22 protein-coding genes are annotated in these 22,102 nt (G+C 40.0%); all 22 read right to left on the bottom strand.

Features of this window, described 5'->3' with window-relative positions; genetic code table 11:
* Position 1: 1 nt before the first annotated feature.
* The 22 genes from HMPREF1212_RS26310 to neuC all read right to left on the bottom strand — a co-directional run bounded on the left by HMPREF1212_RS26310 (position 2) and on the right by neuC (position 22,101).
* Entirely contained in the window at positions 2-979 is a 978-nt protein-coding gene (locus tag HMPREF1212_RS26310; protein WP_052724969.1) for a glycosyltransferase family 2 protein, read from the bottom strand.
* 20 nt (positions 980-999) lie between these two features.
* A complete protein-coding gene (locus tag HMPREF1212_RS10610) occupies positions 1,000-1,821 on the bottom strand; it encodes a glycosyltransferase family 25 protein (RefSeq protein WP_044193222.1) in 822 nt (273 codons plus the stop codon).
* Positions 1,796-4,114: a GumC family protein gene (locus tag HMPREF1212_RS10605; protein WP_046149340.1), complete on the bottom strand. Its 2,319-nt coding sequence runs from the start codon at positions 4,112-4,114 to the stop codon at positions 1,796-1,798. Before HMPREF1212_RS10605 ends, HMPREF1212_RS10610 begins: the two co-directional genes overlap by 26 nt.
* A 6-nt stretch (positions 4,115-4,120) precedes the next feature.
* A complete protein-coding gene (locus HMPREF1212_RS10600) occupies positions 4,121-4,900 on the bottom strand; it encodes a polysaccharide biosynthesis/export family protein (protein WP_044193133.1) in 780 nt (259 codons plus the stop codon).
* The gene (locus tag HMPREF1212_RS10595; RefSeq protein WP_028729239.1) at positions 4,897-5,193 is read right to left on the bottom strand and encodes an HU family DNA-binding protein; all 297 of its coding nucleotides are present in this window, start codon (positions 5,191-5,193) and stop codon (positions 4,897-4,899) included. Before HMPREF1212_RS10595 ends, HMPREF1212_RS10600 begins: the two co-directional genes overlap by 4 nt.
* A 7-nt stretch (positions 5,194-5,200) precedes the next feature.
* On the bottom strand, positions 5,201-6,199 hold the full coding sequence (locus HMPREF1212_RS10590; RefSeq protein ID WP_082099870.1) for a glycosyltransferase family 2 protein: 999 nt from the start codon (positions 6,197-6,199) through the stop codon (positions 5,201-5,203).
* Positions 6,200-6,243: 44 nt separating this feature from the next.
* Entirely contained in the window at positions 6,244-7,065 is an 822-nt protein-coding gene (locus tag HMPREF1212_RS10585) for a sulfotransferase domain-containing protein (RefSeq protein WP_046149338.1), read from the bottom strand.
* Positions 7,062-8,192, bottom strand: a complete 1,131-nt coding sequence (locus HMPREF1212_RS10580) for a glycosyltransferase (RefSeq protein WP_046149337.1) — start codon at positions 8,190-8,192, stop codon at positions 7,062-7,064. The genes HMPREF1212_RS10585 and HMPREF1212_RS10580 overlap by 4 nt, the downstream gene beginning before the upstream one ends.
* 2 nt (positions 8,193-8,194) lie before the next feature.
* Complete coding sequence (locus HMPREF1212_RS10575) at positions 8,195-9,136, bottom strand: hypothetical protein (RefSeq protein ID WP_046149336.1); 942 nt, start codon at positions 9,134-9,136, stop codon at positions 8,195-8,197.
* A gap of 16 nt (positions 9,137-9,152) precedes the next feature.
* A complete protein-coding gene (locus HMPREF1212_RS10570) occupies positions 9,153-9,698 on the bottom strand; it encodes an acyltransferase (RefSeq protein WP_028729235.1) in 546 nt (181 codons plus the stop codon).
* Between the two features lie 219 nt (positions 9,699-9,917).
* Positions 9,918-10,730, bottom strand: a complete 813-nt coding sequence (locus HMPREF1212_RS10565; RefSeq protein WP_046149335.1) for a family 6 glucosyltransferase — start codon at positions 10,728-10,730, stop codon at positions 9,918-9,920.
* A 13-nt stretch (positions 10,731-10,743) separates the two neighbouring features.
* Positions 10,744-11,967 (bottom strand): DNA primase, encoded by a 1,224-nt coding sequence (locus HMPREF1212_RS10560; RefSeq protein ID WP_046149334.1) that lies wholly within the window; start codon positions 11,965-11,967, stop codon positions 10,744-10,746.
* A 6-nt stretch (positions 11,968-11,973) separates the two neighbouring features.
* Positions 11,974-13,365: a replicative DNA helicase gene (locus HMPREF1212_RS10555; RefSeq protein ID WP_046149333.1), complete on the bottom strand. Its 1,392-nt coding sequence runs from the start codon at positions 13,363-13,365 to the stop codon at positions 11,974-11,976.
* Positions 13,365-13,862: a hypothetical protein gene (locus tag HMPREF1212_RS10550; RefSeq protein WP_028729232.1), complete on the bottom strand. Its 498-nt coding sequence runs from the start codon at positions 13,860-13,862 to the stop codon at positions 13,365-13,367. Before HMPREF1212_RS10550 ends, HMPREF1212_RS10555 begins: the two co-directional genes overlap by 1 nt.
* A 317-nt stretch (positions 13,863-14,179) precedes the next feature.
* Positions 14,180-14,551: a hypothetical protein gene (locus tag HMPREF1212_RS10545; RefSeq protein WP_028729231.1), complete on the bottom strand. Its 372-nt coding sequence runs from the start codon at positions 14,549-14,551 to the stop codon at positions 14,180-14,182.
* 221 nt (positions 14,552-14,772) lie between these two features.
* Complete coding sequence (locus tag HMPREF1212_RS10540; RefSeq protein ID WP_052724968.1) at positions 14,773-15,768, bottom strand: glycosyltransferase family 10 domain-containing protein; 996 nt, start codon at positions 15,766-15,768, stop codon at positions 14,773-14,775.
* Positions 15,725-16,840 carry a hypothetical protein gene (locus HMPREF1212_RS10535; protein WP_082099869.1) on the bottom strand — a complete coding sequence of 372 codons (1,116 nt, stop codon included), beginning with the start codon at positions 16,838-16,840 and terminating at the stop codon, positions 15,725-15,727. The genes HMPREF1212_RS10540 and HMPREF1212_RS10535 overlap by 44 nt, the downstream gene beginning before the upstream one ends.
* Positions 16,833-17,990: a tetratricopeptide repeat protein gene (locus tag HMPREF1212_RS10530; protein WP_046149332.1), complete on the bottom strand. Its 1,158-nt coding sequence runs from the start codon at positions 17,988-17,990 to the stop codon at positions 16,833-16,835. Before HMPREF1212_RS10530 ends, HMPREF1212_RS10535 begins: the two co-directional genes overlap by 8 nt.
* A gap of 12 nt (positions 17,991-18,002) precedes the next feature.
* Entirely contained in the window at positions 18,003-18,980 is a 978-nt protein-coding gene (locus tag HMPREF1212_RS10525) for a glycosyltransferase family 52 (RefSeq protein WP_046149331.1), read from the bottom strand.
* Between the two features lie 104 nt (positions 18,981-19,084).
* On the bottom strand, positions 19,085-19,873 hold the full coding sequence (locus tag HMPREF1212_RS10520) for a hypothetical protein (protein WP_157316992.1): 789 nt from the start codon (positions 19,871-19,873) through the stop codon (positions 19,085-19,087).
* A gap of 355 nt (positions 19,874-20,228) precedes the next feature.
* Positions 20,229-20,915 (bottom strand): acylneuraminate cytidylyltransferase family protein, encoded by a 687-nt coding sequence (locus tag HMPREF1212_RS10515; RefSeq protein WP_046149329.1) that lies wholly within the window; start codon positions 20,913-20,915, stop codon positions 20,229-20,231.
* Between the two features lie 58 nt (positions 20,916-20,973).
* A complete protein-coding gene (gene neuC, locus HMPREF1212_RS10510) occupies positions 20,974-22,101 on the bottom strand; it encodes a UDP-N-acetylglucosamine 2-epimerase (protein WP_046149328.1) in 1,128 nt (375 codons plus the stop codon).
* Position 22,102: the final 1 nt, after the last annotated feature.

Raw genomic sequence — 22,102 nt, 5'->3', positions numbered from 1 at the left:
ATTATTGAAATCTTGTTTTTCGTAACAGAGAAATACCCCGCCATCCTACTTCAATCCCGATCCTTGACAAAACAGGAAAATAAAGATAACCTCCACATGCCAGATAAAAAAATTTTCTTTTTCTCCATAACATGCTTCTTATTTCCTCTTTATTCCAATAATAAGTTCTTAACCTATTATCAGTATCCGGCACGTTCTTTCTTATACAAGATAAGAAAAATGGAAAAAACAGTAAAGACACCTTATTTATAATCCGTTGTTCATAATCATGTATGTCAAACAAATCAAAAATAGCCTCCACCATTTCGATATTCATGGTAATTGCATTATCATTATGTCTGCATGTTACAGATAACGAATGCCTTACATAATTATAGACATACAATTCTATATAGGCAGCCTGCTTCACATTCAACGTTATTTGCATATTTATGAATAAGTCTTCTCCCATAGCAATAGGCTTATAAACGATTCGTTCGTCAAACAATGTCTTCCGGATCAATCGGCCACACAAACTCCAACAAAATCCATTCAACAGATCAATAAGTAGATTTTGTCCTGATAATCCGTTGATCTCAGAAATGGCACAGTTCTTTTCCCGGTTGTCTCCATAAACTGTATAAAAATTCCCAACCACATAATCTGCATTTCTTTTTATTGCTTCAGAATAGAGTTCACTGATTGCATTTTTTTCTAAAAAATCATCTCCGTCAAGATAAAAGACATATTCACCGCGAGCGACTTCCAATCCTGACTTACGGGCATAAATTACTCCCTGATTATTTTGATCGACCATCACTATACGTTCGTCAAGAGCCGCATATTCCTTTATGACATCAGAAGTAGTATCTGTCGAGCCATCGTTAACAACGATTATTTCGAGATCTACAAACGTTTGATTAATACAGGATGATAAGCAATAACCCAAAAAAGAGGACATATTGTATGCCGGTATAATAATTGAAACTTTTACATTCATAATATTTATTGTATTATTTCCTATTCATTGCGTCCTAACCCTATCTTTCTGAATGCCAATACGCGGAAAAACAATAAGAGTCCCCAATATTTTTGTAACAAGAAATTTCTTGCCATATATCTGAATGGCAAATCTTTACGGGGTAGCTGACAAATTGAATTATCCTGGATTTCAGTATCAATCTGTTTCATTGAAGAAGCTCCGGCCGCCAAATTAGGATAAATACCATCCACACGTATGCCATGACAATTCATATAAACAAAATCGTCGGCAACGATAGATGCCCTTGAAACGGATAATAATTTTTTCGCAGCTTTCCTGTTAATGAGATAAGCACATGTGCCCCAGGCATCAGATACTTTAAAAACAGAAAAAGAGTTTATCTGAAAAGAGTTTCCCGGATAATAAATATACTGTATTGAAAGAGTGATCAGATGTGATTTCCGCCGACTCAGTTTTGCTGTCAATTGTTGTAATATTTCTTCCGTTTCCTCCACAGGATATAAAAACGTAACATCATCTTCCAAAATCAGTGCGAACTCATTATCCGACTCCAGAAATCTTCTATAACATTCCCTATGACTTAACGTGCAACCTATTTCTCCCCGTTTGGGAGTCCGCTCGTACCGGTAAATAAACTTTAATGTGTGGAAACGGCTGGTAACCTCTTCTGCTGACATTTTCCTACCATCAACTGCTTCTACCAGTTCGATGTCCAAAAGCCTGTGTCCAGCCGTTTCCCTCAGAACTCTCTCTCTCCGTTCGACCGATTCTTTCAGATTAATGAGATAAGTTTTTATTGTACTCTTTTTCATATCACTTGCTTCCATAACTGTATCCATAATTATATCCATAATTATATCCGTAGTAGGAACGATGGTAACATACCCCATTCAATACCACTGCCATATGTGGTAACTTGCTTTCTGTATATAGCTTTTCAACCTCCGGCAACAATCTGCGGTCCATACGCCCTTCTCTTATCACATAAATGCATAAATCTGCTACTCTGCTTATTATCCTGGCATCTGCAACTATTCCATAAGGAACCGTATCTAACAGGATATATTCATATTCACCTCTTAAAAAAGACATCAATTCATCCAAACGACTATTTAACAGGAGTTCCGACGGATTCGGAGGAATCGGGCCGGAGGAAATAACATCCAATCCAGTCTGCCATTGACTTTTTCGAATAATTTTTCCGATATCCGTTATATTTCCGGATAAATAATTGGTAAGTCCCGGCAAAATTTTTCCATCACTGTCTTTTTCCGATCCCTTACGAATATCCATTTCCAACAAAATAACCCGCTTACCGGTTAAAGCCAAAGCGATTGCCAGGTTGGTAGATACAAAAGTCTTTCCCGATACCGGATTAAATGAAGTAAACATGATGGACTGCGCTCCCGAGCTTTTCTCCTGCATAAAATCAAGGTTCGAGCGAATAATGCGAAACGCTTCCGAAAGAGGATCACGTCCTTGTTCGTGAACAACAGCCAAACCTGACTTAGTCGACTTGCGAGGCACTTCACCCAAAAACGGGATTGTCAAATTATCTTCTATATCTTTTCGCCCATGTACCCCGATATCGAGCAACTGCTGGATATAGAAAACCATACCCGGTACCACTATACCGGCAATTAAGGCTCCGAATAGGATCACTAGGATATTGGCTCCTGCCCTGCCGGCATCATAAGCTTCATCTACGACTCGCAGATTACTGTCGGCAGTAGCCAGGGTCAGCGCATTTTCCTCCCGTTTGTTCAATAAATACAAGAACAGCTCTTCTTTTATCTTCTGCTGGCGCTCCACCGACAAAACATACTTCTCCTGTGTCGGAATAGAACTTATCTTACTGATTTCCAATGTCTGCATACGGCGTGAAAAATCCAGTTTCGTATGGATAGCCTCTTTCGTATTCCGCAAGCTTTCGCCAATGGTACGCCGTAAGGAAGACAGTTCCGTGCTGCGTTCTTTAACAGCCGGGCTGTTATCTCCGGCATTCACCTTAAGTTTATTCCGTTCCAGTAATGTATTATTGTACTTTTCAATCATCCCTTCTATACCGATGTTTGCTATCCCGGTATTGACAGGAAGTAGTCGTTCCTCTTTCAAGGGATCATGCAGATACAACTGGATAAGTCCGATCAGTTCCACCTGGTTGGTCAGTTCAGTCACTTCCCGGTCATACCGGTTGCGGTTATCCAGATAGATTCTGGCTTCCTGCCCAAGGTCAGCCGACTTATTCTGTTTCCTGTATTCCTCAATGTGGCCTTCTACATCTCCCAGTTCCTGATTGATCAGTTGTAAACGTTCATCGATGAAAACAGCAGTATTCCGGATAACCATATTCTTATCCCGCATAGATTCATCGACATACACTTGTATCAATGTATTCAGAATATCATCTCCTCTCTCCGGATTCGTATCTTGGTAAGTCAAAGTCAGCAAATTGGCATCCTTTACCGAACGCTCGGCCTCCAGTTTACCCAGACATGAAGAAATAAGGGATTCCTTCCCTGCACAGATTACCTGTACCGGAATATCCTTCCATTTCTCATTATAGGAAGGAGTACGATGTACGACCATTCGTCCGACCGGACTATCCTGGGGATTACCGAAAGTATATGTTATAACACCTTCCGGATCATCTTCCAAGCCTTCTATCCTGTAATTGTCACCCTCCAGAGGTATAATGGAAAAAACGGCAGGATGGGTAAACGTAGAATCAGGAAAGTGAACAGTTACCGGTGAATCCGAATACAATGTTTTATTCTTCAAGCCGTCATCTACTGTATATTCGATTTCCAACCCTAACCTGCCTATCACTTGCCCCATCAATAGGCGTGATTTGAATATCAGAATTTCTCCATCCACATTATTATTGCTGTCGTCAAACATCTGCTTTTCATTAAAAGCTTCCTCCGTCTTTACTTTATTTTTCAACTGCACAATCGCTTCCCGCTTATAAACGACCGGAACCGTTCGCACATACACGAAAGCCAGTCCCAGACATAAAAAAATGGATAAGGCGAACCAATGCCAACGGGCAATCAGGACATCAACAACAGTACGAAGATTGAACTCACTTTTCAGATGCCACTCTTCTACATAAGGTTTTTCCTCACTCATACGATATTATTTAAAAATAAGTACACAAGTCGACATAACGAATGATATCAAAGACATCCAGGTACCTACGCTGGTAAACTGGTTCTGGGTGCTTGCTTCCGCTTTGATCCGGTTAGGTTCCACATAAACCATATCATTCTGTTGCAGATAATAATCGGGCGATTTAAATACATCCCTCGACCGGAGATCATGGTACAAAATAGTACGTTCCCCGTCTTTTTCGCGTATCACAGCAACTCGGTTACGACGTCCGTGTATCGTTAAATCTCCTGCCATGCTCAAAGCTTCAAACAGTGTAACCCGTTCGGATGTAATATTGTAGGTTCCTGGCCGGTTTACTTCTCCCAGTACCATAATACGGAAATTCTGAAAGCGCACCGTTACAATTGGATCTTTTATATATTCTCCTTTTCTCAACTCATCCTGTACCAGTTCCGTTACTTTCCGTCTGGTCAGACCTGCGACCTTCACTCTACCCAACAAAGGGAAATTAATCGTTCCGTCCACTTCCACCAGGTATCCCCTGTTTCCGTTATATCCTCCATAATTTCCCCCATTGTTTCCCCATATTTGCAGATTGAATGGTTGCAACAATTCCGGTTCGGCACAACTGACCATAATATCCAATATATCGTTTTTCATGATTTTCATTTCAAACGTATCGACAACCGCCATTTTATCAAATAAGCCCTCTCCCTGTAAATAAGCGATATCCCTTACCGAGCCGCAGGATGACAATAAAATAAGAAACAACAAACTACCCCAAAAACCATTTATTATTTTCATATACCTGCACCTTTTTCATTTTCGTTCAACTTTGCAAGGAATCCTTTCCCCGGTTTGAATTTTACACTCATTCGTTTGCGGATCGGACAAACTACTCCGGTACGTGGATTCCGTCCGCTTCTTTCACTCTGTTGCCAAGGCTGAAAATGCCCGAAATTCTGTAATAATACCGATTCATTCTTTCCTATCGTCTCTCCCAATACATCACAAATGGTATCGATAAATTTAATAGACATCGTAACCGGCAACGACATGCGCCCGGCAATTTCTTTTGCTAATTCAATTTTGTTCATACGTGTATTATTTATTTGTTAATTGTTTCATTAAAAAGAATTTTACTTCGTAGAATATAAATATCAAGACAGACAACCTGTGATACACTAGAAACCCTTTCAACCTTTTAAAACGATATTTTTTAAAATTCTCTCTGTCGGCTGATTGTATCAGATAATTCATCCGTTCATAGCGTTGTTTCCACGATAAGCGGTCATGCACATACAAAACTCCGGCAATCTGCTGCGAGAACAAGAGGCGGTACCACTTCTCCATAAGGACATTCAATGCAGGTGGTACATCGATATCTTTAGCCAATATAAAAAGGGAAACACTTTTCCATAACCTGAGATGATCCGTAAGAAAAAAAGCATATTTTGCTTTCACCGATAATGATTCTATCTCTTGGACTACATGATACAAATTATACGAAACACCTCTGATTCCCTCTATATGTTGATAATAGGCATAATTGAAAATCAAATCTTCCCCCCAATTAATGCCTGAAGGGAAGCGGAGACGGTTAGTTTCGATTATATTCCGATCGTATAATTTGCAAATAGGACCGGCCAATAACCCGCCAGACAATTGCTCCGTTAATAGTTCAGCGATATTACTATCCATCAGGTATAAGTTATTTTGTATAGTAACATTCATACTTCCTCCGTCCCTCTGTTGCACATGGTAGCCACAAAGGGGCATAATCCCGTTACCTGCAGATTCATATAATAACTGAAGATAATTCTGATCTATCCAATCGTCGCTGTCAATGAAAGCAATATACTCTCCCCTGCTAAATTCCAGTCCACGGTTACGGGCTACCGATACCCCTCTATTAGGTTGGTTGTATATCCGAAAGCGTAAATCCGCTTTCTCATAACAGTGACATACTTCCAAAGTGCCATCTGTCGATCCGTCATCGACAAGAACGCACTCCCAGTCTGTAAAAGTTTGGTACATTATCGAATCGAGACAACGGGATAAACAATAGTCCCTGTTATAAACAGGAACAATAATCGAAATCATAATTTAAATTTTATAAATTGATTACCAGTCCATTCTTTTCCCTGTCATCTCATAAAATTTCTCATTCCACGGTTTGTAGAATTGTTTAAGAAAGAGTTTACCAAATCACTTTCAACCCAGTTATAATGAGGAATTTTTAAAAAATCTTCTATTCGGAACAACGTTTGTTTCTTGTTTAATTTCAGCTCTTTATCCTCCAGTATTAATAGTTGATCAGGACTAAAATACCGATAATACCTCTCCAGTTGGTCGCTATATAAACCATGACGGATAAAATCCGGATAATGAAAAGCTGACGACGTGCAGGAGCCCGTTTCATCCATCTTTCTCAGTTCTTCCTTTATAAACCACTCGAAAGGATACTTATCCGGTTGTTTCAAACGATCGAAATACTCATGTTCCGGATCTTCCCTTACACATTTGTTTTTTTCTGTAGCATACCAGCAAGCCATATTGTATTCGGAGATAGCCCTGCTTACGGGTTCACGAACCAGAAGAATCATTTTAATTTGAGGATTATAATGAAAAATACGTTCCGGAACATCTTCTTCATAGATATTATCAGGTGTTGCTTCAAAGAAAAGACATTTGCCTTTATTTTTAAAAAGCTTACCAAAAGAGAAATAACCGACCAATCGTTTCAACCCTAATTTCTTTTTATAATACTTTGTAAATAATAAACGTTCTTTATTTACAGCACCGGTACAAAAGGGATGTTTATCCATATAATCAAACAGAGCCGAGGTTCCACATTTCTGTGCCCCGATAATCAGGAAATCTATTTTCTTATCTGCTTTTCCGACTAAGGAGGCACATACATACCTGATGATATATATCATTTTTATTTTCTTGATTGCAGCTTTCATTCGTTTATAAATTCAGGCTTATTTTTTCTATTTAAAATCCAATCATACATATCCGTTATCTGTTGAGAAATACGGTTAATAGCATATTTTTCTATAATTAGCTTTCGCCCGCGCTCCCCCATTTCCCGTAATTGTTTCGCATCTAAATCCAATATTTCACGAACAGCTTCCGTTAACGTATCCGTATCGTTCTTCACCCATCGCCCACAGCGATAAATTTCAAGTTCTTTCCAGGGCGAACCCGTTGTGGCGATTACGGGAATTTCCTGAAGTAGCGCTTCTGGCACGATCATTCCGAAATTTTCAAAATCGCTGGGGACGATCAGACAGGTAAGAGATGCCAACAAACGATTTTTCTCTATGCCGGATATCCATCCGAAAAAACGGACATTTGATAATTGCATACGCCCTGCTTCTTTCTTTAAAAAAGCAACATAATCCGGCTCTCCATTTCCTATAATCAATAGTTCGCCGGGCTCTTTTAAATTTTTCCAGACAGCCAGCAAACGTTCTACCCTTTTACGAGGATGCAAACGTCCTAAATAACCTATTCTTTTTTCTCCGGTAGACAAAGCCGGTGTTTCTATTTTACATATTTCCAATGGATTAGGAATAACGGCTACCGGGTTGGTGAACCCTAATTCCCGGTAATACTCCATCTCCTCGATGCATGTTACATGCGTACAGGCAGCTTCCTGTAATAACCGTCGTTCAAATAACGATAAGGCTATTTTTTTAATTAACGAGGAATGCTTCATGGCTTCGGGATACATACCGCCATGTAAAGTAACGACATAGGGACGAGAACTTTTTCGGGCGCATCGTGCCGTTGCATACCCCGGATATTGCCATAATTCCTGAATATGGTAAATATCTATATCCGGAATCATCTCTAAAGCTTTTGAATAATTTTTCGCATATCCCCACCGCTCATAGTAAAAAGGAGAGACGGATAAATAATGAATAAAAGATTCTTCTGATACCGGCTCTTCGCCGGACAACATCTGTTTTGTCAATATCTGTGTATCGACTCCTAAATCGTTAAGCCCTTTAACTGTCAGAAAAGTAGAACGGGCCGGCCCTCCATGAACTACACTCATAGAGTTAATGACATGTAAAATTTTCATTTCTATATATATTGAATTTTATTTTCTATCAACCAGTTTATAATATAGTTTTTTAATACGTCAGCGACTCTTTTCTGCCCTTGCTCATTCAAATGGATCATATCTCTGTAATCCGAACTTTCCATATATCGCAGTCCTTCTATCAGCGGTATAGAATTATCACGGCAAAACCGGATAATTTCTTTCCCCTCTTCATTATACTCGCCTGCTCTAAGTTCACTTTGTTCCGGATTCAGCCAGATGAAAAAAGGAATATTCGCTGCTCTGAAACGACTGGCTAAAGCCTGAAAACCGGTGTTAAATATTCTACCGTCTTTTTTGATTTCAGAAGAAGAAGAAGATGTTTCTTTCCTGGAAAAAGAAGTAAAAAAAGGAGACAGATACCGGGGATACAAATAACGATGAAACAACTCCCCATACGCAGACATATATTGTGAAACCGGATAATCCAAATGAATACCTACCACCGGCCGATGATCGATATTATCATGTGCATCATGTGAACTGCAAATTAAAAAAGCCATTTTTGCACCAAATAACCCATATTTATCCAGATAAGCATCACAGTTGTCAGGCCCCCAACTACCCGCCGAAATATTCAGTACCTGCACTTTACCCCCTAAACCGGATAAGTTTCCGGATAAACGGGTGGTTGCCAAACTATCCTGATCCGTAAGCGTTCCTCCGTTAATAACAGAATCGCCCAACCCCAAAATAATAAATGCAGAAGAATCGACCGATTCACTACGTTGGCTGTATTTATTATACCGGATATGTTTTTTAAAACGGCAGCGTTGTTGATCCGGCTGGGCAATATATTCAAAATCAGGATCAGCCTGCATCAATATGGCATCGCAAACCCCCCAGCATTTACGCAGATAAATCTCACCTGCAAACAGGAAAAATCCTATAAACACTAAAACAAATAAAGATACTTTTTTCATATATATGTACAATGTATTATCTTTTCCTAATCGCCGGATTACCTATAATCACCGAGTCATCAGGATATACTCCGCAAACCACACTACCGGCTCCGACAATACAGCGGTCGCCCAATACAGTGCCTTTGCAAATAATTACATTCATTCCGATAAAGCAATCGTTGCCGATGCGTACCGGTTTCCTGCGGATGGCATTCCTGTCGTTCATTCGCCTTGCAGTAATATTCAGCGGATGAAAATCATTGTCCATTATGATCGTATTTACTCCGATTTGCGTATTATCGCCAATTTCAACCGACTCGAGTGCATAAATAGTGGTACCGGATACGGACACATTATCTCCGAGACGGATTTTTCCCCCGTCACGGGCAACAAGGATGGTACGCTGATGCATTCCTGCCAGATTGGATAATGAATGGCTGTTAATTACAATATTTCGTCCCCAGCAAATCCGGGATTTTCTAAAAGCATATACAACGGTAAATCCATTAAAAGAAACCTGTTTGTATAAACGAAATTTTTCTTTCCAGTAAATGAGATATAATAATAAAGTGCGAAGCATTTTAATGTAAGGTTATAAATCATAAATTCTGAACAGATCAAGATCTTCAGTATATAAATCTTTGATCATTTCACAGATGTTTTTCGGAATAACATATTCTTTTGCAATCTTTAGATTCTCATGGTATTCAGCTAAACCGAAAAATTCCAACAATTTTCTCCAATCCTCTTCATATAATCCTGCGTTCTTTGTCAACAATCATAATTATAATGATTCAAGTTAAAAAATTATCTTCCACACCTTTTTTACCCGACTCAGGATTTTAATTATATTTTTCCCGGGCATTACCGGATAAGTCGAGTAAGACGGACGTTTTAGATCCTCAAATGAAAAATATTTTGCCTTATTTTTATACATTATCTTCTTTTCAACAGGTAGATTCCTTATTTCACAATAGTTATATCTGCAATCAAGCACTTTAGGAGTATGAAGCAAATAATATTTATTGATAATCGATTCGTCATGCCAAATAGGCACAATATTATTTTTTAGATCATTATCGATCCATCGGTTACACGTATCACACATTTTCAGAAAAGCAGCAGTTGTTCCTCCAAGCAACGATCCCTGGAAATAATGTTTACCTTTCCAATATGGAATAAAAGCGAAAGACATTCGCCGGCGTTCATACGGACAGTTCCATTTATGCTGGTCAAAATACCATGTGTGCAATGCTCCGACCAATCCGTTTTCTTTTTCTGTAGGTAATATATCTTCTCCCACAGGGCACATAAACTCCATATTGGCATTGAAAAAGAATAAATAATCCATTTGATCTTCTAACTGGTTACGTATACTCAGAAACATTTCGAAACGCTTCATCGTATTACCCGGCCATCCCAGATTTTCCTGATGGATACGGTGTATATGCTCATTTTCAAATTCACCATAAATAGAAGGAGAATCCGTGAACACGAAGTATTCACGATTCCAGGAATATTCCTGGAGAAAGTAACGCTCCGCACTTAAATAAAAGCTCTTCCAGAAAAAGTCATAAACTCCCGTACAGATATAGAGAATACCTATTTTCATAATACTAAAACTATTAAAGATTAATAAACCAGTCCGCTTTTAATACCGGAGAATGCGCCAGTAAGGTCGTTACTTTCGACAATCGCTTATGCAAAGGAATCATACGTACAAATAGATCTGTACGCTCCGTTACAGTCAATGCCAATTGTAAATCGGACAACAATTGTTTGATCTGTCTTAATAAATCGGCTTCATATATTTCCAACCGGCTGAAACGGGTTACTTTTTTGATATATCCGGTGAACTCCTGATATCCCATTAAACGAAGCAATGAGTCCGGATCATGTTTCGGTTCAAGAATGATCCGGCCGACAGAAAAGCCTTTTCCTGATAACAGCCAGGCGGATTTGATCCCATTTACCTGTCCGGCTTCGTCACCGTCAAGCATAACAATGGCACATTGTGTATATCGGTAAAGTAAAGCCGCATGCTGTTCGGTCAGAGTCGTGCCACACAAAGCAACCGTATTTCTAAATCCGGCAGCGTGCATGGCAAGCACATCCTTATACCCTTCGGTGATATAGACGAATTTATGTTTACGGATTTCATCTTGTGCTTGATATAAACCGTATAAAATCTCACTTTTGTGGTATACCGGACTGGTTGACGAGTTTATATATTTACGGATGTTCGTTCCTTCAGTTTCTCCCCGGTAACGCCCGGCGAAAGCAACCAGCTTCCCCTGTTCATTACGAATCGGGAAGATCAAGCGGTTACAAAATTTAGCATAATCGGGTGGTAAAAAATAAGAGGCAACGCCCACTTCAAAGAAACTATAAGTCTCTCGAAGATTATCTTCTTCCGGGACATATTTTTCCAGAAGATTCAACACCATCCGGTGATTACGAAGCAGGGCGGTAATATGCATAGGACTGACAAGCTCCGGTTTATCTTTCACCACCGGGATACTTTTCTTTCTTACCGGAGGATATTTTACAGGCCGGTAATCATCCGTATCCGACAAACCATACCAGCCTGCTAATATCTTCAATGTCTGACGAAAATCGCAGCCCTCCATTTGCTGTACGAACTGGAACAGGTCACCACCTTCGCCGCAAGCAAAACATTTGTAATATTGCCCTTCCACATTAACATGCAGCGACGGATGCCGATCGTCATGGAACGGGCAAAGACCTACCAGAGTCTTTGTCGAACTTCCTCCGCGTTTCAGAAGAAGGTAGCGTTCCACTACCTCCTCCAAACGGGCAACTTGTTTTATTTGATCTTTCAGATTCATTATTTGCTAAATCACTCTCGGATCATAATCCGTCAGGCAAGTCATTGCCGGATTATACCGGAATTTAGCTATACCGGTAGCTCCATTGCGGTTCTTGGCCAACAATAGCAAGCCAACGCCGCGAAGGTCTTCCTTTGTTTTCGGATCGTAAAAAATATTGTATTTCTCGGCACGGTAAACAAAGATCACTACATCAGCCACCTGTTCGATTGCACCCGAGTTACGCAAATCACTCAGTACAGGGAAATGAAGACCCTGCCTGCGGTCGACCTCACGGTTCAACTGCGCCAGCAGGATCACAGGGATCTCCATTTCCTCTGCCATCAATTTCGTTTTGCGGGCAATACTACCTAAAGCCAGATCGGTCGTTTCCTGCAATTGATTTTTCGATACGACGATATTGATCAGGTTCAGGTAATCGATGAACAAAGCACCCAGTTTCCCCTGCTTATTCAATACCTGCGCTTTAGCACGAATGTCGTCTATCGTATCCGACCCGCAATATTCGAGTGTAATCGGCAAACGTTCCAGTTCCTGCTGCGCCTGCTCCAATCGCAAACGGTCGGAAGCCAAGGTTCCTTTGAAGCGCAAACGGTCGGCATCAATACCACTTATCATCGACAACAAACGGATCACATTCTGCTCCTTGCTCATCTCAACGCTAAAGAAAACGACCGGTATGCCCTTCCTGGCCATACTGAGTGCCATCCACAAGGCCACTGCCGATTTCCCCATCGAAGGACGGCCGGCTATCACTGTCAGCTCCCCTTTATACAATCCGCCGGTCAGGGCATCCAGATCATACAGGCCGAAAAGGATACGGGTGATCTTACCCGCTTCGCGGTCTGCCTGCTCCTGAAAACTCTTTTCCAACACACGTCGAGCCACCGATCCGGCCTCTTCCATCGACACCGAACGAGCCATTCCGTTACGCAACCGCCCGGCCAGATTCTCTACTCCCGTCAGCAATTCCGTCAGGTCGGCAGAGGGCAGTTGCGCCTCCGTCTCTTTCTCCTTCAAACCGTTGACCAACTGGCGCAAAGTATAGCAGCGCACCAGCTCATCGGCATGAATACGGATATGGCTGTCGGTACGCACATCCAGCAACATTTCCGTAAGGAATGACAAACCGTTCAACTGCATATAAAGGCTGCTATCCAGACGCAGCATCTCATTTTCTACTGTCAACATGTCGACTCCGGTACCCGACTCTACTAACGACAGGATCGCACGGTAAACAAAACTGATCCGCTGGTCGCTGAACATGTCTGCTTTCAAACGACCGATTACATCGAATATAGCATCCGGACTGGTCAATAAGCCCGCTATCACAGCCTGTTCCATTGCCAGGTTGATGTTCGGGATTATTTCCCGCTTTGTATTCTGTGTTGTTTTCATCAATTCACCATTCCTTTCTGTCCGTTATTAGGGTTATAGAAATTCATTGCTTGTCCAAAGAAATCCCCTGTTGATTCATTTTCTGCCGGTTGACCGATAGGTGAAGGCAAATCTGTATTAACAGAAACCGGCTTCTGTCGGTTATAGTTGTTTAATGAGATCAGCTTGTAGTTTATCAGATCCTTAACCTGCAGAAAACCGGCAGATTTCAGACGGATCAAACATTTCTTTACCGTTTTACGGCACAAGCCTGTCAGATTCGCCATCTCCGAATACGAAGTGATCCATTCGCCAGCATGGCAAATAAAAGTAGCCTCATTGAAACATACCACCCCTTCACGGAAATAAACAAAAGTTTGTACACACAACAACACCCTGGCCAGATGGCGTAATTCTACATTATCGCCAAAAGAGGCTTTCAGCACATTTCTTTCCACTCTCAGATAACCACCTTTGCTACTACTACCCGGAGTCATGTTTTCATTACATTTCGTCATGATTTCTTCGTTTTTAATTAATAATTGAAGTGTCACAGGTAAATCCGCAGTAAAGTCACATCTTGCAATCAATGATTTTCATCACATCCAAGCCGATTACGATCAGTAAGGATTACATTCGGGGTTGCAGCTCTCTTTAATATAGAATAAATATTATTTATTATTAATACAAAGAGGCTTGATCAAAAATTAAAATCCGGACTCTCCCGCCTATTTACCTGATGCGGTAAATATACAATAGCCTGTCCTTTGGGCGGAGTACACGAAAAAGCAAGAAAACAAGAACAAAGCAACCTCATTCCCAACTGATTAATAATTTATTTCTTGTTTTTTTGTGTGGGGATAATATTCTTAAAAGATTTTAAATCCTCTTCATATTCCGGAGGCATTTCGTAAAACCATCGCCGGATCGTAGAACGTTCTTTCTCCAAGGAAAATACTTCATAAAGTGTATCGGCCAACTCTTTCCTATTGCATCCGAAAATACCGGACTCGAATAACACCATCACTACAGCAATAAAAAAACGGGGATAGTTTACTATTCTGCACGGCGTATAATGCATTAGTTTTTCATACCCGAAATACTGTATGATCGTATCACGGTATTTCTCAAAGAAACGTCGTGCAAATTTATGCCATTGTTCATTATCAACTTCATCCGATTCGCGTAAAAAAACGGCTGTCTCCATAATTGTTTTTACCGGATCGGGCTGTTGTTTTACATTCTCTCTGAAAGTAGGAAAAGATAACGGATCCCCTCCCGCAAGCCTTGATAAAATTTTTTATCCATATTGTTGTATGTATTAGGCCGGGAATGAGTTGCTTATTTCTTAAAAAAAGTCCTGACTTTTGATTTTAAAAGTCCCTTATTTTGAATTCAAAAGTCAGGTCTTAACATTTCAAAACACCCTTATTTTAAAAGTCTGGTCATAACCGAACGAATTAGGCGATTATCTAATCCGATCGATTTAATCTTCATGTTCATTCTTTTTTCCAGAATCTTCCTATTTACATACATTTTGCTATTTCCATACATAGTACGCCGATAAGCCTTTTCTTTCGGCTGGTCGAATATATGATGCCAGAAAGCCATTATTTTCTTCAACTCACAATTACAAAATTCTTCAAAGCTATTACCGTATGGCCAGAAAGGGGCTTGTATCTTTTGCAGGTAAGCTTCATCGTCCTGATCCAGGCGAATGATCTCTTCGACAGCATCATCGATAGAAGAAAAAGACATTAGATTAACAAAAGAATCAGGATTATAATCCTGATTAATATTGGGGTCACCCCAATAAATCGGCAAAGTCCTTGCCAGAAATGGTTCTACAATCTTCTCTGTCGAATAACCATTTTGACTTGAATTTTCAATGGCAATAGTAAATTTATATTTACTGATAAAAGATAATTTACTCTCACATTCAGGGACCTTGAAACCATTCATATTATTCATCAAGGAACCTGCTGAATCGATCTTTTTATATCCGGATAATTTCTTATAAAAGTCCAATCGATAAGGATCGGCACACCAGTTATTTCCATAGACAAAATTACAAAATTTGCGATGTAATAGCATCTCCTCCTTCAGATCTGTTTCAAACAGACCTTTAGCCCTATACATACCTTCCGAACGAAGCCTGAAAGTACGATCATCACATTGTATATTACTTAAACTGAACGCATAGTCGCATATATTCAGATCCGGGATCATATTTTCTCCTGACCAGAATATTTTTACACAACGGTCGTATAACAAATGATCGGTTCCAAAACAAGAATAAAACAAGTAATCCGGTCGTTCCTTATCAAGTATCAGGTCATATTCCGAAAATATATACCAAAAACAGTCTTTGAAATCAAAGCTAGACCAGAAGTCGGTGAAATAATAACGTATTTGCTTTTTCATATCTAATTTTTTTTCGATTGATTATATTATTTGTTGTTTCGGGTAATAATTGATCCGGATCAGGCAGATCCCGGTCATATCCCCAAAAGAATAACCATAGATATTTAAAATAGCCCGGCCAATCAGAATGGGTTCTGATTGGCTTTAACCTCGAGGTTAAAGCTATCCATTCTTTAGGACATTGAACTGCATTTTCTCTCATTCCCTGCAAATGATACCAGAACCAGCCTCCCAAAAGCATAGGAGCCTCGTACTTCATCCTTTCAATTGGGATTTTCCAGCCGGAATAAGTCGTATAAAAAGTATTCTCTGTTATACGAAAAATCAAATGATCGGTTACTCCGTTAAACGGCTGTTTATTCAACAGATAAATTCCCCATCTTCCCTGTTCGTATCCCAGATTGATACCGGACAGAGATAATGCGTACTTATTGTTAATAATCTCTTTTAACAGATAGATTTCGTATTGCTTATCGACCATGCTTCGAACTCCCGGTATCAATGACAGCAAATCCACTTTAAATAAGGCCGGACATTTCCTGACTGCAACCCCATATATTTTGGTATAAAACTTTACGAGATAATTCCCAAACGATATTCTAACCATTCCTTCCTTACGATAAGCTTCACAAAATAGTTTCAACTTTTCAGCAAAATAAATCTGATCGCTGTCGATCTTCATCGCATAACGATAGGTGGCCTTTGATAAAGTATAATTATAATAATTACATAACTTATGGACGGAAGTATCGGGTAGGGAAAAAGCATCTCTCGTTTCTTCCTCTGTCAATCCGTGACAAAAGACCGGAGGAGCATAATAATATACTTTGATCTTATCCGGATACTGTCGTTGTTTTTGCCGGATAATATCAGGAGCATTATCCGTGCAATCCTGATAACAAATGATCAGTTCGTCCAATGCACCGATACAGGAGTCGATACAGTCCGATAAAAACTCGGCATCGTTTTTTACACGTAGCAGTCCTGATACGCCTACCGGACGCTCTTTTTTCAGGAACGACATATCCACCAAGTAATCCTCACTATTATAATACCCGGCCATATTATTCATTTACTATCCTCAGATTCTCACGGGCCAGCCTCGGATTCTGCGGAAGGGATTTACGGAAATAAGAAGTTGCCGTTTCTTTATCGCCATCCATCAATGACAATACGCCCAGATTATTGTAAGCACGCTGATCTCCTCCGACCTGATTGAAAAAGTAACGGGCAGACTCTTTATCCCCCTGTGACAAAGCGGCTGCGGCAGCATTCAACTGAACGACAGCACACGAAGGATAGGTATATGCGGCCAGTTCATATACCTCACGATATTGATCCGTCCCCGGACGGTATAGGGAAGCAGTACGAAGAAAATCTGTCAAAGAGACTTTTTCCGGTTCATTGTAAATCTGTTCTATCAACAGAGCTTTGTCGGTAGAAAGAATTTGTGACTCCGCTTCTACCGTAAGTTCCATGCGACGCAAACGACCGAAGAAACTCTTTTCAATGTCTTTATAGACAGCTCCGTTATCCATTGCACGGATCTGTTTACGGCGGCTGTCGGGATCGTCCGTCAGTTGGAAAATTGCCAGTACACGGCTACTATACTTCTTATCCGATTTAGCAATGAGTTCTTTCAAACCGTCCCAATCCTCACCTACCCAATCGACTGTTACAAGGCCATTATCGGGCAAATTGAATTGCTTCAGTAAGTAGGTCTTGAATTGGATGGAACGGTTTCCGGCCAGGCGTTCGTTTTCTTTCGTGCCACCATCGGGAGAGGCATAGCCGGTGATACGGATTTTTGTAATACCACCGTCGCCGGATTGTAGAAGAGGCTTTAGATGTTCGCCCAGCTTTACCAATTCAGCTTGGTTATTGCCATATTTGGGATTGACCGATACACCCCCTGCCGGATAATCGACATACACGGAAAGGTGTTGGGAAACCACCTTCGGAGTCAACTTTTCATCCGGCGTGATATAATTGATCATCCGATTGTAAACGGATTGGGCATCGATCTGTAACTGGGGGATCAGGATACTCCTCGCCGGCTGTCCGACCGGATTGATTATCTTATTTTTATCTCCTGAAGCAGTTTGTTCCTGACGTGCCACTTCATAAACGTCGTTTGTAACTGCTTGCTTCTGTGTATTACAAGCCGGTAGAACCGCCAGCAAACCAAAGCCGGCTATTCCTTCTAAAATTCTTTTTCGCATGATTTGTTATTATTATTTTGTTTTGAACTTATTCGAGATACCATCGTAAATATTACGCCTTTTCGCTTCCTCTATCAGGGCAGAAGTAACATCATATCCGGAAATAACTTTTTCAATAGAATCATCCAGTGTAAATATGGCTGTTGAATTTACAGAAATTGCAGTACTAATTTTACAACCCATAAACAACAACAACTCAAACGGACAATAAATTGTTAGTATATAAGAATCTGAAAAATATGATTGGTAACAAGTCTTTTCACTCGGATGAGGTTTTATTATAAGCCGCGATTCATCATAATCCGATACCAAACATCGATAAACTTCTATTTTATCCGATTCGGAAAAATTTCCTCCAGAATATTCACTGAACGGTTGTGTTAATAAAATAATGTCACGTCCATTCATTTCATCCATATTAAATTTATCAGGTATAAACAAACGCTTTATTTCATCTTGTTCTTTTGGTGTTTTTTGTTCCCATAATTGTTTGAGATTTATCAATTCTACTTTCTCTCTTACAATCTCCGGAACAGGGAGAATTCCTGTTAGATATATTTTCTTTACCTGTGATGCCATACCGAACCAAGGATAAATTCTCCCCAATATCAGGTGTTTTATAATTGATTTTCTTCTTTGGACAATTTGTCTGGATTTATCATTAATTTTCTCATAAGAGGCAACACCATCTTCAAGATAAACTATATTCTTAAAACATTTCAAAAAGAAGTTTGTATACCTCATTTCTCCCGATAAATAAATAACAGCTTGTCTATTCCATAAGGAAAACCATTTTATTAAAAGATAACATAGCAAAGGACTTTTATTTATTAGATTAAGACTGTCAAACTGTGCAGAAAATTCATCCCTAAATCTGTCATGGAAAATAAAGACATTATTTATTAATCTATTTTTCAACAGAAAAAATTGAAATACTCCATATAAATTAGGCACATAAACGATTTCTTTATATTTTCTCAGATAATTCATTTTTCGTATTTTTTTCAAATAATATTCCATCACATCAAAATAGGCCATCTGTCAAGTGTCCCAGTTTACGAACCCAAAGAGAGCATACCCTGTTCTGCTGACGACTACCGTATTTCCAATACGGTAGCTACATCATGCGCCAACAACCGGGTAAACCAAGCAGCCCCTTTGCAGTTTAAATGAAGACTATCCTTGAAATAAGAAGAGTCGGAATTCTCCTCCCTCTCCGAATAATCCAGAAAAGGTATGTCAAGATTCCGAATATGATTTGATATTAAAGTACGGCTAGATATTTCCGATTGATTACAGAAAGAACTGTATACCGGGCTATAAAAACAAATCACTTTTATATTTTCTTGCCGGCACATCTGAAAGAACATGTCAAGCGAACTGAAATCCAAAACAATTTCACCCAACGGTTTCCATTCTATCATAGGCACTTTATCGTCCAGACAAATATAACCTCGCTCATAAGACAATATATCGCCTCCATAACCGCTTCGTTGGATTCCTGCATATTCCTTGAGCCCTTTTAATAAAAAATGTCTGCGTCGCCGGTATTTCCATAAGGGAACCTTTTTGTCAGCAAATGTAAAACCAGCTTTTGAAATTATTGCTCGCCAGGCAGGATCATTACACCAAGGAAGATATTCATTTTTCCGCATAGAGGGATTATTTATTGTTTCCAAAGTACCCCAGTCCACACTCAACAAAATTATACAAGGTATTTTTTTTATATGCATCCGGTAAAGATGCCACGCATGTAAAATGGCATCCATTCCCCCATCGTTCAAGCCCAGATTATACGAATGAAACGGCAAATAAGTATCGAAAATTTCCGGATCGATATGACAAGAGGCACGCGAATTTCCCATAATTAATAGATTACTCATGGAATCGATTTTATCGAATCGATTCCATTGCTTATATACAAGCAATCTGCAATTTCTTAAACCTTTATCCGCCATATATGGCAATAGGTAAAGTGAAATCAAAAAAACAGGAATTCCACTTAATAAAAACAAAATACACAGCTCGTTTTTCATAAAAGTTTCCTGATATTTTTATTGAGTTTTTTCTACATCAGCAGGAAAAAATTTACAATCTGTTCCTACCACTTTCTCCGTTTGTACCGCCCCCCATCCGAGAAAACATAAGAGACGGTGCTGCTATGTCAGCATACGAAGCACCTTCTCTTATGCTATCTTTGCCCCGGATATTGCTTTATAATGACCAAACAGATTCATCTTATTTAATTGATTTTTCCTTATTATATTTATGGTTATAGTAGACTAGCATTTCAAAATCTTCCTGCGTATCGATATCCAGATAACCGAACGGATGATCGACAATCAATGAATATAACGATTCCCCACGAATTAGGCTTTTCAGGATCAACTCCCGATGGCTGATATATAATAACCCGTTTTCAAAATAAAGTGGTTCCATATCCTGGCTGCGTTGTCCGAATATAAAGTTCCAGGGTATGAAACGGCCATCTGTCAAACGTCCCAGCTTACGGATCAAAGGAGATACTGTGAACAGGCTGTCATATTTACCTGTCTCTATCGTTTGTAAGGCTTCTTCCATCATTCCATCCGGACGAAGAGGATTCGTAGCTTGCAATAAGATCATATAATCGAACTCCTTTCCTCCCAGAAGGAGTTCGATTGCAGCATGCTGCAATGCCGAATCGGTTGAACATAGATCGCCGGACAATTCTTCCGGCCGTTCGATAACTCCTGCCCCATAGCGGTGGGCCACTTCTGCGATTTCCTCATTGTCTGTCGATACATATACTTCCGTATCGGGTAGAATCTTTCGGGAATAAAGGATGGAATGAGCTAATAAAGGAATTCCTTCCAGGGGGTATATATTCTTCCCCGGAAAACGTTTCGATCCCCCGCGAGCGGGAATCACTGTAACATATTTCATATTAATTCAGCATTTGTCTTTCTCTCCGTAGCGGAGATGATGTTGGAATGTTACTATATTAAATAGTATCCAGATCCCTGAATTGCTTTTGTCGGGAAATATCCCAGAAAGCAGCAGTGCTCAATAAGTCCAGAAACTTCTCCGCACTACTTCCTTTGCCAAAGGTATACTCCGGCTTTCCTATTACCTGTCCTACACCGACAATACCTTTCAGTATTTGATTTGAATCTTCAGGGAAATTAGAAATCAATGGAGAACAAGCCCTGTTCTGCTGGCGGCTACCGATATTGATACAGGGAATGCCATAGGCTGGAGCTTCACGGACACCGGCACTCGAATTACCGACAATAAAACCGGCATTCTTCAGCAACGACAAGAAATATTCAAAACGCATCGAAGGGATCAGGTGAAAACGGGGATGCTTTTTTAACCGTTTGTAAGCTTCCAGTATCAGATGCGATCCCATGTCATTATTCGGATAGATCACGACATAATTATGCGTATCTTTCAATAATGCCTCCACCAAGCGATTAACATGCAAGGCGGTTCGATCATATTCTGTAGTTACCGGATGATACATGACTATAGCATAAGTATCAAAAGGTATTTCGTAGTATTTCTTTACGGTTTCCAAGGTGGGTAATTCATTAGAGAACATGACATCCATATCCGGAGAACCGATCACAAATACAAACGCTTCCTGTTCTCCCATCTGTATCAAACGACACCGGGCTTTGTCGTTAGCCACAAAGTGGATGTGGCTCAGTTTGCTGACTGCATGGCAGATCAACTCATCGATCGTACCCGACAATTCTCCTCCTTCAATATGGGCCACCAGAATATTATTCAAACTACCGGTGATGGCTCCAGCCAGAACCTCTACCCTATCGCCATGAACGACAATCAGATCGACCGGATTTTCTTTCAGATAAGTAGACAGCCCATCGATGGTTTTACTCAAGGTCAGATCCATTGTTGCTTCCGATGTATGATTCAGAAACTTAAATATGTTTTTGCAACCACAACGTTCCACTTCCAGATAAGTGGATCCATACAAATTCTGCATATGCATACCGGTGACAAAAATCGAAACTTCAAACCCCGGATGGTTATCCAGTATCTTTATCAACGACTTCAACTTTCCGAAATCGGCACGCGTTCCGGTTACAAACAAGATACGTTTCATA

Origin of the sequence: Parabacteroides sp. HGS0025, from assembly GCF_000969845.1 — a bacterium.
Taxonomy (GTDB): Bacteria; Bacteroidota; Bacteroidia; order Bacteroidales; family Tannerellaceae; genus Parabacteroides; species Parabacteroides gordonii.
Note: the sequence above shows the minus strand (reverse complement) of the source record. Positions and strands in the feature narration are given on the sequence as shown.